Genomic DNA, 14,530 nt, shown 5'->3' on the forward strand with positions numbered 1-14,530 from the left:
GAAAAATTCTAACGCATAATCAATGAGTTTTTGTGTACCAAAAAATATGATTCCTTCAGTTATTTTGTAGTTAAGACACAATATTTAAAAATGGCATCAACCACATTTCCTTAGGTTGATGCCATTGCCCTGTTGTTCAGGGCTTTTTTCTATTCCTTACACAGCGTAAGAAACAACTTGCGATTTCTTCACATTCTTTCCAAATCAGAATGTTTTAGAAAACATTCAAAAGCATTTTGAAGTATAGCTTTATACAGATAGCCACTTGATATCATTTTAAGGAAGACTACTTCATGATTACAGTGTCTCCCTAATAACCATTTTCAGAATAAAAGCGGCGAGCTGACGCTAACGCATCAAGCTCGCCATTATTTATTTACCGTGTGTTCCTTTTCTTTTTTTTGAGGCTGTTAAAATAGAAATCACTATACCTGAAGCTACTAAGAGTAACACCCAAAGCGATCTGTTGAATTTATCTCCGGTTTCCGGTACTTCTTTTGTCTTTGTCCCTGGTGTATTCACATTCACCGAAGACTCCAAATCATTATCCTTTTCATTCTGCCAGGAAGGACTTGTTACATTATCCTTTACCCCCTCATCGATATCAACACTATCCTTTCTGTAAGACAAAAACTTGGCAAAAGCTATTTCTCCCTCCTTAATGATTCCAGTTTCTCCCGATTTTTCCACCTTGTAGGCTTTGTTGTTATCGGTATCCTCTACTGTATAGCGAATTCCGGAAGGAAGACCTTTAGCAGTAATACTCTCTTCATGCTTTAAAACAATGCTCGCTACACCCTGCTTAAATCTCATGTCTCCATAAACACCCGTGATTCTCTTATCACTCAGAGTCACGGTAAATGTAAAGTCCTTTTTCTTTTCTTCTTCATTTCCGGCTACTGTATTGGAAATCATCAGACTTCCGGTTTTAACCTCAGGCTCTGTTGGCGTACTGTTCTTCGTATTAAGGAATTCCACTGTTGAAACATTCGTTGTAATCTTGCCTTTCGCACCTTTTGAGGTTGTGATATAACCATCCTGATTACTTTCAACCTCAACAACTTCATACGCTGTTCCTAACGGAAGATTTATGGCAGACTTACGTTCCCCATGCTTCAGAGTAAATTCGTCTGACACACCACTCTTGAAGCTTATATCACCGAACAATCCGTTAATTTTTGTATCCTGAAGGTATACTCGAAAATGGAAATCCTTTTTCGTATCTCCCTTAGTTCCATCTACAAGATTAGATATTGTCAGATTACCACCTTTCCACTCGGCAATCAGCTTCATAGAAGCTGTCTGAGCCTTCACCTCTATGCTGTCACCTGGTTGATACACTTTATCTTTATACTTCCAACCAATGAATTTATACCCGTCTTTCATCGGAGCTGTCTTAACCATATGCGTTTTACCAATTTTAATAACTTCCTCATCATATTTCTCAATGCCATCCGGAGATATTCCACCGGCCAAATCATAGGAAATGACTCCCCAGTCCTCCAGTACATCGGCCGTTCCATTACCATCTTCATCAAATCCCCAGGCCGCATACACTGTTATATTTTCTTTTCCAAATATAATCTCCGTGATTGTTTCCAATTCACAATCATTCCATTGATAAATTCTATTGTTTTCCTTTGTTGTCCAGCCAATGAAAACAACAGCCTTTCCATCTACCTTACTATGCATTGGCTTTTCATCTGATAGTATCGCCTTCTCTTTCGGCAAATATTTGTTAATATCCTTCGGCATGTTCTGAACGATTCCATCGTTAAAAGCATTTTCTGAATATAACAGCTGTGAGAGTGCCTCCGTATAATCTGCCTGGTTATTTCCATTGCGATCTTCTGCCCAAACTGCATAAAGTGTTACATTTTCAGTACCCATGACGATAGTGTTTCCGCTAATCAATACGTTTTCTATGTCGGCCTTTTGTTCTGCAGTAAAAGCTGCGCTGTATGGCTGGCGACTCCAGCCGACAAAAATTTCTCTCGCTTTACGTGTAAAGCCCTTCTCCTCTGTTATAGCAATACTCTCACCATGTTTGATGCCGTTTTTCTCTGCCGGTGTAGTTCCATTGCCACCATTTAAATCATACTTCAAAGAATATGTCTCCAGTACATCAGCTGTACCGTTGCCATTCTCATCATAGCCCCAGGCTGCATAAACCGTAACGTTTTCATTACCAAAGGTAACTTTTTTAATTGTTTCTATAGGTGTATGAGTCCGTTCGCAGATATGAGGACTCTGTGTTGTTGTCCAGCCGAGGAATACTACCTTCTTGCCATTCACCTCACTGTGACTTGGCACTGTTTCGCTCAATGAGGCCTTATTACCCGGTAAATAAATCTTGTTGTCATTGGTAGGCATATTTTCAACGTTACCTTCGATGACATTGGCATCATATACCAGCTGATGTTCCTCCAGATAGTCTGCTATTCCATTATTGTTGCTATCAGCAGCCCACACGGCGTAAACATTGGTATTTCCATCTGGATCTGCAGCATCCGTTTCCAGCATCGTTACTTCTGTCTGTATGCTGTCTTTCAGCGTTTCATATTCCCTTGAATTTGTAATAATCGTATCAAGAGTCGGTTTAATACTCCATCCCACAAAAATATGATTCCCGTTTTCAAAGGTAAAGCTTCCAGATGTCCCTTCCGTGCTCCCTGATTCATCATGCTCTATCTGCTTACCCGCAATATCCTTAGCAGTTGAGGATAGCTGTACTTTCTCACCTGCTACATGATAATGAGGACAAATCACATCTTTACGATCAGAAGCAGCGTCATGGTATCGAACGTGTACAGCATCATCATTATAGTCAGGATTTCCATTACCATTTCCATCGATTGCCCATACCGCATAAAGCGTAAGGTCCTTTTCCGGCATCGAAAGCACATCATCAATAATAATTTTGTTAATGACCTCTTGTGAAGCATCCGCTGATAACGGTGAGGATATTTTTTCCTTACTCCAACCGGCAAAGATTGCTCCTTCTCTTTTCAAATTGTCCGGCTTTGCCGCTATTGGAACAGATTCATTGGCAATGTGCGCAGAGGATCCCGGCACATCGCCAGTGCCACCATTACCATCATAACGTACGGTGTAAAGCTTGTTTATCTGAGCGGTAAACATCCTATCCTTCATGATCGGCAATTCTTTGAGCTCCTCGGTACTATATACTTTATTATCGGCATCAGACCATTGACCATCAAAACGCCAGCCATCTGCTTCTTTAACAGTTGGAATCGTCCCAACCGTATTTTTGTGCCATACCTTTATACTTGCCTTACTGATCGTAGCATTTTCTGCTTTGAAAGTAATCGTGTGAGGCGCTTGAAGCCCAATCGATAAATTCGTATTCTTTTTGAGATTTTCCTCGTCACAGTTAACAACAATGGTGCCTGTAGCACTCTTGTTGTTGCCGTCTTCTTTAAATATCCCATCTTCCGGCAACGAGAACTTCAAAGGATATGCGCTATTTATATCAGTATTCCCGGGGTTTGTAATTTTCACATGGTAAGTATCAGCTCGGCGTCCGGTAAATTTAAAAGTTCCGTTCTTCGCAGTTGTTTCATGACTTTCTGTATCGTCACTTCCCACTGCATTCTGATGAGGCGCTTCTATCTTTACATCACCTTTGTAAAGCTCGTCCGTATCCTCATCATAAACGCCATTGAAATTCCTGTCTACAAAAATCTTTCCTTCAATGATTCCTGTCTGGAACTCCGCTTGTATATGCGGCAAAGGCATATGTCCACCGTTTTCTTCATTACCTACTGTATACGGCGTATACCCGCAAGGCCCGAAATTAACAACACTCCCCACCAAAGCTGATGTTGCCTTTTCTGCTTCATAATGCAGATAGATTTTTATTTCTGCATTATTTGGTATTTCTGTGACCGTATCCTTCGCGCTGATACGAAGCATTTTTACTGTAGACCAATCTGATATTTTATCTGCATCTACATAATTATCTTTATTATTATAATAGAGCGGATCACCTATCGCTGCTTTGGAATCAACCGTTGTACTATACTGCACCTGTAAATCACTTTGAGAGCTTCCTATCATCGTAGCAGGTCCACTCATTTTCATATTAAATTCAAACGGCTTGTCCTGAATATGGGTATCCCAGTTGTCCCCCTTCTTGGGTACTGGAATATAATAATAAAAGGCTTTTGCGTCTTCCTCACCAAATGGTCTGCCGGTTTCGTTTTTGGCAGTAAACCGAAAATCAATGCTATGAGTATCTTCTTTTAAAAACTCAATTTTCTTATCTATCTCATAATTGGCATATCCTTTATCGCTGATATCAGCAGAATCACCCTCAGACAGCTTTGCGCCAAAGCCAAAGCTCAGACCAAGACGCGCCGCTACAATTGATAGCTTTGTATCATCAGCATTTTTATTAAAGGTACAAAATTTCTCTGTTGTATCCGCATCGCCATCCCAATCATCGGTATCTGACTGTATATATTCACTCTGCGTACCACCGGCCTTATCAGATGCCAGAGATGCACTTTTTATTCGCACACAGTTCCGCATATCCAGGGCCATGGCATCCGCAACCTTATCAATTTTCATATCGAAAGACAGACCAATCTGATACTGTCCCAGATTCTGCGTAAACCAGCCGACCGGAGCCTTGCCACTCTCAAATGAAATTTTGTACATTCTGTAATCATTCGCGCATTCACTATCAAGAATAGTATAATCCGTCTTTTCCTGCAATGGAGCACTTTTTACCTTTCCAGTCTCTGGCGTACCATCCCCTAACAGGACGCGGTCGGCCGTACTTCCTTCCAATCTGGTTAGCTTCAAATTCTCTATCTTAATGGATTTTGGTAACCGGATATAGATTTCCGTATCCATTACCAGCCTATGAATTGAGTACGGATACGCCGTGGAGGCGATAACACCGTTGAATTGAACTGTCTCTCCGGCAATCGTGGAATGTATATCCAATACTGGAATTTTTTTGCCATTTTCTATTGTATTTATCAGCGCAAGAGACACCTGATTGCTCTCACTGGCTGAAACAAATTTTGCGTCGAAGGTAGCTGGAACAACAGTTTCATCACGGGTTTGCGTATCGTACATTTTCATAGTCACAAACGATGGGATATTTTTAGGTTCCGTGGCTTTTTTTAGCTTTCCCAATGTTCCTGCACAAGCGGAAGACGGATCTGCTGTTCGAGACTCGACATAGCCCATATAGTTAGCATCATAAACACCGACATTTGCGCGTATATTGGTGAAATACTCGTCCTTCTTGAGCCCTGCCATCTCAGCAGTGAACAAAGCAAAGCCGTTGATACTTGTAAGTGCATGGGAGTATTTCGTTTCTGACGTCTTGTTCGTCGTATACCAAACCTCAATCTGATTCCCACTGGTAGCAGGAATTCGCTGTGCAATTACTCCAAGTTCATCCGAGTCCTGATAAATAAATTCCACAGTCTGTGGTTCACTCTCCATTGTCCCTTGGTTAGACACAAGAAACTGCCCAAGGAAATAGACCATATCCGGCGCTGAATCATAGACGCTGACAATACCTGGTTTCCCAGAGATACCATCGCCTGAGCTTTGTCCCTCCATCCTTATATCACTCGCGTTTCCGGCCTCGAATTGATCCAAATTTTCCTTATTAAAATCGTTGTTTAATATATTGACAGTATTCGCAGTCGTTTCATAAAGACCGTCTGCATAGGTAATCGTTCCACCCACTGCTGTAGGATTAACTGTCCCTATTCCGTCCGCCTTTATAAGTTGAATCTTCGGATTTCTCCACTCAATTTTATCTTCAGCATCACAAGGCTCTCCATCCTTCCATTGAAAATAAGGCGTGAAATAATCATCCCGGGGAATATACATGTTTTCCCAGATCAAAGTAACAGTATGATTGATATTGTCGATTTTCTCATTAAATTGAAATTTCTGCTCATCCTTGTGATGAACAGGATCCATCCAGTTATCGCCATATTCCTTTGTATCAAAATCTGTCCGCACATACTCCGCATAGGTGCCCCTTGTACTATTGTACGGCAGCGCGATAGTAACCTCCAGTTTTTGAAAGAACATCCCCATGCTGTAGCGGGTTTTGTCCGGGCGAAAACGAATCTGCTGCATTTTAAAAGGTGTATTTGCTGCTGCAGGAACTATTCTCTTTGAATCCCAAGAGGTCATAACAGGGCCAGAAGTAAGCTTGTCACCTGCGATTACAGCTTTTCCGGAAACCTTCTGATATTCTCTTTGTTCATCCCCTTGTCCGGAATAAACACTGACTTCTAATGGATTTTTCATCGTTGCGCCAAGTTTCTTATTCCAAAGTGTGGTATCCGGTGCCAAAATGATATTGAAGCTGCTATATTCTGCTGTATCACGAAGAGAATAGGTAATCGTACCGGATTTAGGGCGATAGCTTCCATAGGTGTTATCACTATTCAACTCTTCGATATTTTCTGGTGATACACTCGCTACCAGGCCTGTCATAGAATTTGGTTTTGGATACTCTACGACGATCAGACCGTCCGGAACGTTTATTTCCACCCTTTTATTCTTTAAATTCAGTGTGCTTTGAACTTTGACATGCAAAGTTACCGACTTCGTATAATCAATGGTAAAAAAGCCATTTCCTTCTAACAAGGATTGTTCCGTACCTGCATCATCTTTAATTACTGCCGTCGTAATCTGCATTCCCAGATTTTCTTTTGCCAAAGTCTTTTTCGGCATCTCGGATAACACATTGTCAGCTTTATGCTCTGGTGCTTCTGTTGATGGATCCTCCGTTTGCGATGTCTCGTTCAGCTTATCCGCGTCTTGTTGCTTGTTTGCATTTGACTCGGGTATCTTCTCCTCAGAAAGAAAAGAGTCCTCTTCCTTGTACTCCTCAGCCAGAACCCCCGCTATATTTGTAACAGTAATCCCCGTACAGAGGATTGCACATACAAGATTTCTCCCTCGTATCTTCTTCAGACCTCTCATGATCAATCACTCACTTTCTAAAACCTAATAATAACCTGATAGTATAATAAGCTTCGTTACTTATATAAAATTCCAAATTCTCAACGAAATCGCTTTTCCATAATCTGCTCAACTTCTAAAATATAATATTTCTTGAAGTCTCCACGCTATCCGCTGATTATTTTAAAGGCAAATAGCATAATCAATCGATGATATAAAAGGATGGAATTGAAGGTGTCACCTTATTCTGTTAAGTACATAAGACATGTCTTCCCATTATTTCTTTTGAATATTCTGTTCTGCCTCCTCCATTAGGATTGCATGCTTGATAAGATTTGCATGCCGATAAAAGGTAGACCTCTTGATGTTCAGTTCTTTTTGGTATTCACTTAATGCCTCCCTGTCAACTAAACGTTTTCTTATTTGTTCCTCAAAGTCATTCGGCAAATCAATTGATGGCCGTCCATAATTTCCTTTTCCCTCTAATTTTCTTTGCAAAGCCTTCTGGATGCCTCTATGCTGACTTTCCTTCATCTTCTTGCGGTTCAAATCTATAATATATTCATAAAAGGAAGAAAGTACAGCTGCATCAATGACCATCCCCTGAATGGATAGCTGTATTCCGTTTTTTGCATATTCCCGCAATTCATTTTCCACCTGTATGACATCCTCTCCCAGAGCGGTGAATGATGTAAGTTTCAAATTTTTATGTTTCATCCCAGTATCCTTTCTTATGTTTTATACGTTGCATCTAATTTCCATGCGCTAGTGAGGTCATACGAAATCCAAAACACCACTGCAGGATTTCCATGCATTATATTTTTACAGCACCTAGTAATTCACTTCACTAAGCAATGCTATCCCCGTGTCTAACTGCTGGTTTCCAAATATTTCTTCAAGAGCCTTGTAAGCACCTGAAGATCGATTGGCTTTGCAATATGGGCATTCATTCCGCAACGCAGGCATTTTTGAATATCTTCAGAAAAAGCATCTGCTGTCATAGCGATAATAGGTATTGATACAGCAGCTGCATGCTTTGATGTACGAATCGCCTGTGCAGCCTCATATCCAGTCATATGCGGCATTCTAAGATCCATGAGGATAGCATCATAATATCCAACAGGTGACTTTTCAAACATCTTTAAACAGCTTCGTCCATCCTCTGCCCACGCAACCTCCATCCCTATATCCATTAGCAATTCTCGTGCAATCTCCGCATTTAATTCATTATCCTCAGCAAGCAGAATACGGTATCCGGATAGACGCATATCTGTATTCCTATCCTCATCCTTTTTTATTTCCATATCCATATATTGTCTTAGACCATGAAATAATGTTGATTTGAACAGAGGCTTTGAAATAAACCCAGAGATACTGGCTTCACGCGCTTCTTGTTCAAATTCACTCCAGTCATATGCCGATATCAATATAACAGGCATTTCATTTCCTAATCGATGCCGTATCTCTTTTGCCAGCTGAACACCATTCATACCGGGTAGCTTCCAATCCGATAATACTATTTGATAATCGTCTCTGTTTCTGTTATGCTCAATCAGCAATTCAATGGCAGCTTCCCCGCTCTGCGTCCATTCAGCATGAACTCCCATAGATTTCAAGATACGGATAGTGTTTTTGCCAAACAGCTCATCATCATCTACAACGAGTATTTTCCATGGAGGAAGAACCATATCATAAGCAGCAGAAGGAGCTTTTTCAAAATCGAGGGCTATATGAACTTCAGTGCCCTTCTGCAGCTCACTCTGTATATCTATGGTTCCCTGCATGGCATCAACTATATATTTTGTAATCGCCATTCCCAAGCCTGCTCCCTCTGTTTTCTGTACTCTTGCATCATCTACCCTGCTATAGGAATCATATATTTTTTTCAAAAAATCAGGAGACATTCCGATTCCATTATCCTTTACACAGATATGTAGCTGCACATAGTCTTCTCCCTTTAAAGATTTCTCTTCATATAAAGTTAATTGAATGAATCCCTCCTCCGGCGTGTACTTTACCGCATTTGTTAACAGATTCAACAGTACCTGATTTAAGCGTACACCATCACACCATACATGCTCTGTCGCTATCGTATCGATTTGTACTTCAAAGCTCTGCTGCTTTGCTTTCACCTGCGGCTGCATTATGTTGACAATTCCTTCCACAACCTCTTTCAAAGATACCTGCTCAGAAGACAAGGTCAATTTACCGCTTTCGATTTTCGACATATCTAAAACGTCGTTGATAAGTCCCAGCAGATGTTTACCGGACAGTGTGATTTTTTTCAAACAGTCCTTCACATGTTCCCGATCATTTATATGATTTTCAGCTATCGCCGTCATCCCTACAATTGCATTCATCGGTGTTCGGATATCGTGGCTCATATTTGCTAAAAACTCACTTTTTGCTTGATTTGCCTCCATTGCAAGTCTTCGAGCATGATCAAGCTCCTGTACCTGCTGCTGGCTGATATAATAAAAACGAATGAATATAATCAATAAATAACCTATGACAAAGCTACAGGCAAGCATGGTTGCCATCATCCTTTGAGACCCTAAAGCATTCATCGTCTCACTTAATATACCGTACGGCATAACTGCAACCAGAATCCATTCAGAGTTTGGTAACGCGGTTCCAAAAATCTGCCGGTATTCGCCCTGAACTTCCAACGTTGTTGCATAATTCCCCTGTCTCTTCCATGCCGCTGCAAGACCATACAGCGGATTGTTTTGTTTTGTGCCGTTTCCCTGATGTAATTGATCAAAATATTTCCATAGCTCCGGATTTTCATTGCGTATTACAAAACTATAGTCAGGACGTATGATATGATAATACAGTATGTCAGTTGCATCATCCAGTGATAAGAAATCAGTAATATATGCTAACGGTACTGCTGCTATCAAGCCAATTGATTTCTCTTCACTTTCCATCGGATATACAGCCTTAACACCAAATAAAACTATTTCGCGTCCATTTGCGTCCACTCCTATAGCCACTCGATGTTCCCCCTGCTTTAGCGCTTTTACAAACGGCTCTGGATTCTTGGGCTGCATTTGTTCTCCATAAAGGGGTTCAATACTTCCCTTATCGGAACAGAGTGCCAGATATTCAAAGTCTCTGATTTGTGCTCTGTAGACCAGCTCGTTGTACAGATTCTCCTTATTGCTGTTCTTTGTCGTAACAGCGGTAATAATGCCCTCAACCTGACGGAAACGTAAATCTATAACATTCTCAAAATTTTTTGAAATCTCACGATTCATTCCCGACATATATAGTTCGCCGACCTTATAAATACTTTTATTGCTTTTCTGATCCATAAAAAATACGAGCAGGCCAAAAACAGCCATGCTGATCAGCAGAAAACCAGTGAAGCTGAATGCTAGAAATCGCATTACATACCGATGTGAGCGCTGCGTTTTCATTTACAAAAATCTCCCAGTCTCTGATACGCTTTTATGGCAGCTATTTGCTGATCATACAATTTAGAAAGCTGAGGAAGGTGCTTTTCCACGCTTTGATAATCTCCTTCTCTACATGCTTTTGTAATTTGACTGCTGCATTCATACAGCCTGGTAAACGAAAGATTCTGACAGATTCCCTTTAGCATATGGATAAAGCGAAGGGCCTCATCATAATCTTTGCGAGCAAAAGCCTCTATGAACATAAAAAAGCTCTTGTCCTCGGAAAATTTCAAAAGGAATTTCGTAACCGTCTTTTCTAAGCGCAGTCTTGTCATCACTTCCTCATAATCACCGCCAAAAGCAGTATAGCAATCCTTTAAATTCATCGTATGTCTTCCTCTCTTTTATCCGAATCCGCTGTTTCTTCCTTCAAAAGACTCACTATCCCCAGATTTTTGTTCGCTTTCGCTTGATACATGAGTTCGTCCGCAGTTATGAAAAGCTCTTCAGCTCCCCCTTTCTCATATACACCGCCAATGCTCACCGAAACAGTTAGATTTGGATAGTCCGCCAGCGTCATTTCAGATACAGAATTGCGTATCTTTTCTAAGCGTTTGGTGAACAACGCTATCGGCAGATTCCAAAAGATAATGATGAACTCATCTCCGCCATAACGTATAACAGTGTCTCCTTTTCTAACACTGGAGCATATCAGCTTGGCGATTTTTTGTAAAACGATATCTCCGACAAAGTGACCATAGGAATCATTGATAGCCTTGAAATTATCGATATCAATTACGGAGAGATTTTGTATTTCATGAAGAAGAATATAATCTTCATAATATCTGCGGTTATATACTCCTGTTAATGCATCTGTATATAATAATTCAAGAGTTTCTTCATAGGTCAGAGTGTTCACAGCATCACGCCTTTTATGCTGTATTCCCTTTTTCAACAAGCCCTGCACATTATAGGAATCCGTTTGATCATAGGTAAGATTTAATGCAAGTGTAGTACTTATGTCTATCAGACCTTGTATAAGCATTGGATTAAACACACCGCATTCTCCATTTACAATCATGTGCAATGCCTTAGTATGTGAATATGCCTTTTTATAGCACCTCTCACTGGTTAGTGCATCATATACATCTGCCAGTGCTACCACCTGTGCTGCGATCGGTATCTCTTCTCCCTTCAGCCCATCCGGATAGCCGCTTCCATCATATCGCTCATGGTGCCAGCGGCAAATTTCAATGGCTACCTTGACAAGCTCGGATTCCCGCTGTTCCGCCGGTAATTCCATTAGCATTTTAGCGCCAATCTCCGTATGCGTCTTCATTACCTGAAACTCCTCAGCTGTTAATTGTTCCGGTTTATTTAAAATTGCATCGGGTATCGCGATTTTCCCTATATCATGAAGTGCTGAGGCTATGCTGATGATGTCTATATCGGTATCTGTCAGCATATACGAAGTGCTTTGGTGAACAAGGGTTTCCAACAAAAGCCTTGTTATCGTATGAACATGCTGGATATGCGAGCCACTTTCACCATTACGAAATTCTACAATATGGGATAGGATAGAAATCATCAGCTTATTATTTTCTTCCTGACTTTGATATTGCTGTGCAATTATTTCTTCGAGATAATGCTGCCGCGCATATAACAGCATTGTATTCGCTATTCGATGCTGGACAATCGCAGGGTCAAATGGCCGGCTTATATAATCAAATGCCCCGAAGTCATATGCCTGTTTTATATTCTCAGGAGAATTGTCCGCAGAGATCATAATAACCGCGAGGTTGGCATTCCAGCTTCTTTTTTTTATAAAAGCCAAAACTTCGAAACCATCCATTTCCGGCATCATGATATCCAGTAATAAAAGTGAAAATTCCGTTTTGTAGCGAGAAAGAAGAGTTATTGCCTCCACTCCATTTTTTGCTTCTACAATGTCATACTGGTTCTCAAGGATTTCAATCAGAAGAGCTCTGTTTATTTCTGAATCATCTGCTATAAGAATTTTTTGTTTATTCACATGCATCCATCGCTTTCATAACAAGGTATACTTCACGATTTTATTATAATTTCAGTTAAACACCCTGACAACATCCCGATTGGTAAGGTATACCCATACGTTTTATACAAAATTGGTAAGGTGAACAAATAGCTTCGCATATGCATACTGACAAACAGAAGGTCGCATACTATAATGGAAAAAAACCGGAAAGGATATGGGTATGGAAGCACAAGAAACGAAATTCTCATTTGTCTATCATGAAGTAAAGCAGCGCATCCTTACAAACCAAATACCACCCGGTGATTATATGCCCTCCTCAAGAATACTCTGTCATCAATTCAATGTGAGTCGTTATACCATCAATCGCGTCTTTGATGCACTGCAAAAGGAGGGATATATTGAAATAAAACCTCGCATCGCTCCTATCGTATTACCGCGAGAAGCCGTAATAAAGCAGGGGACGGAAGGTATTGACATTTTGCGAAGTCGTGATAACATTCTACAGTTATATCAGACATTCGCCTTAATACTTCCCTCCTTGTTAAGCTTTGCAGCAAAGCACTGTGATCTGGAAATCCTGTATCATTACAAAAAAGCTATAAAGGTCTCCCGTATGGGGATTTCCGCCGGAGGGTGGCGTCCTGTATCAAATCTGTTAAAAGAAATTCTGACAGTTGGAGGAAGTCCCTTGCTGGGAAACCTTTATTCTGTCTTTGAACTACATTCTCATTTAAGCTTTTTCACAGAAAACAGTACCTTTTTTCTGAAAGTCTTACGAAAGGATTCCATCCCCATAACAGCAAATCTTATCAGTATCCTGAAAGAAAAGGATACACATGTTATGTATACTCAGCTGACTCATCTTCTTCACAAATTTGTATATGCTGTTCAAGAAACTCTGCAGCATCTGGCAGATACATTGGAGACTTATCCCCTGCAGAGCCCTGCTGCCTTTTCATGGAGACCAACGCGCGGCAAGGATTATTTCTATACTCGCATCGTCAGTGATCTGAACCGCAGAATAGGCCGCGGTGATTATCCGCGTGGCACTTTTCTCCCCAGTGAAAAGCAATTGGCTGCAATCTATAATGTTTCTGTTTCCACAATACGAAAAGCACTGACAGAACTTTCACAACGAGGCTTTGTCAAAACGATAAATGGAAAAGGTACAATGATTATAACCCCGGATGATACCCGTGTAAGGCAGATTCTTCCCAATCCGGGACGAACAGAGGAGGCATTGCGGTACTTGCATGCTTTGCAATTACTGGCATTGATCATGCATCCTGCAACGGTTAATGCTGCCGCAAAATTCAAGAAAAAGGAGCTGAAGAGTTTAGAGGAAAAGCTCTATCTTCCGGATTCTATCTGTATTATAGATATATTTGAAGCTATTTTATACCATACGGATGCACAACCCCTGAAAAGCATACTGGAAGAGGCCTTTCGCCTCACAGAATGGGGGCATTATATTGCTTATTACGATCATAAAAAGCAGGTATTGCAGACAGTTAATAAAGGTCTGCGCTTAGCAGTACATGAGTTGCATACAGGAGACTACATAGAATTTGCTAATCGAATTGCTGATTGCTATTACCACATATTTCAGCATGCCAGAGACATCATGACAAACAAATACGGATTTTCTTCCGCTGCATCCATCCAGTTACCGGAGAAGTATTATTGAAAACTTCATTTGAAAGCATTTGTATATCTATATTTCCGGCATGGTTACTCTTTCTTTTCATCGATTTTTATTGTTTTTCTTTTCCTGCTCTACGTTTTAGCTATCGAAAATATCATCAATTTTATCTAAAAAGCAGGCTGTCTTTCCATAATGGCAATTCGCTCTTTCTTTTATTTTATCAATTTATCCTATTTGATATGCTTATGGACATTTGATAGATGAATAGCAGCGATAGATAAGTAAACTGAATTTTGCTTGATAAGCATTCCGCTATATTATCAGAAAGTATGTCTTATATTCTCACACTATATAAGAAAAACCCGCCATAGCGGGTCTCAGATTGTTGACAAAAGCCTATACCTTTTCGTAAGGACATAGGCTTTTTATTGTATATAGGCAATTTTCGAAATGAAATTGTCTTTTTTTGTATATTTTGAAGGATATATTGAATTTTTTGAT

At 40.4% G+C, this 14,530-nt stretch carries 6 protein-coding genes; 1 reads left to right on the top strand and 5 read right to left on the bottom strand.

Annotation, left to right across the window (positions count from 1 at the left end):
• Window positions 1–372: 372 nt before the first annotated feature.
• From NE665_RS21585 to NE665_RS21605, 5 genes are all read right to left on the bottom strand, one after another.
• Window positions 373–6,990: an InlB B-repeat-containing protein gene (locus NE665_RS21585; protein ID WP_117443730.1), complete on the bottom strand. Its 6,618-nt coding sequence runs from the start codon at window positions 6,988–6,990 to the stop codon at window positions 373–375.
• Window positions 6,991–7,245: 255 nt separating this feature from the next.
• Window positions 7,246–7,686 carry a recombinase family protein gene (locus tag NE665_RS21590; protein WP_117443729.1) on the bottom strand — a complete coding sequence of 147 codons (441 nt, stop codon included), beginning with the start codon at window positions 7,684–7,686 and terminating at the stop codon, window positions 7,246–7,248.
• A gap of 152 nt (window positions 7,687–7,838) precedes the next feature.
• Window positions 7,839–10,391, bottom strand: a complete 2,553-nt coding sequence (locus NE665_RS21595; protein WP_117443728.1) for a response regulator — start codon at window positions 10,389–10,391, stop codon at window positions 7,839–7,841.
• The gene (locus tag NE665_RS21600; protein WP_117443727.1) at window positions 10,388–10,756 is read right to left on the bottom strand and encodes an Hpt domain-containing protein; all 369 of its coding nucleotides are present in this window, start codon (window positions 10,754–10,756) and stop codon (window positions 10,388–10,390) included. The genes NE665_RS21595 and NE665_RS21600 overlap by 4 nt, the downstream gene beginning before the upstream one ends.
• Window positions 10,753–12,402, bottom strand: coding sequence for a diguanylate cyclase (locus tag NE665_RS21605; protein WP_178759791.1), 1,650 nt, complete (start codon window positions 12,400–12,402; stop codon window positions 10,753–10,755). Before NE665_RS21605 ends, NE665_RS21600 begins: the two co-directional genes overlap by 4 nt.
• Window positions 12,403–12,604: 202 nt before the next feature.
• On the opposite strand from NE665_RS21605, the gene NE665_RS21610 reads away from it, so the two are divergent.
• The gene (locus tag NE665_RS21610; RefSeq protein ID WP_117443733.1) at window positions 12,605–14,071 is read left to right on the top strand and encodes a GntR family transcriptional regulator; all 1,467 of its coding nucleotides are present in this window, start codon (window positions 12,605–12,607) and stop codon (window positions 14,069–14,071) included.
• Window positions 14,072–14,530 lie beyond the last annotated feature (459 nt).

The organism is Clostridium sp. DFI.1.208 (genome assembly GCF_024463855.1).
GTDB lineage: Bacteria > Bacillota_I > Bacilli_A > Erysipelotrichales > Erysipelotrichaceae > Clostridium_AQ.

What these genes read in the sequence shown, in the direction of transcription:
- NE665_RS21585 (WP_117443730.1), bottom strand. Translation starts at nt 6,990, where the DNA reads ATGAGAGGTCTGAAGAAGATACGAGGGAGAAATCTTGTATGTGCAATC.
- NE665_RS21590 (WP_117443729.1), bottom strand. Translation starts at nt 7,686, where the DNA reads ATGAAACATAAAAATTTGAAACTTACATCATTCACCGCTCTGGGAGAG.
- NE665_RS21595 (WP_117443728.1), bottom strand. Translation starts at nt 10,391, where the DNA reads ATGAAAACGCAGCGCTCACATCGGTATGTAATGCGATTTCTAGCATTC.
- NE665_RS21600 (WP_117443727.1), bottom strand. Translation starts at nt 10,756, where the DNA reads ATGAATTTAAAGGATTGCTATACTGCTTTTGGCGGTGATTATGAGGAA.
- NE665_RS21610 (WP_117443733.1), top strand. Translation starts at nt 12,605, where the DNA reads ATGGAAGCACAAGAAACGAAATTCTCATTTGTCTATCATGAAGTAAAG.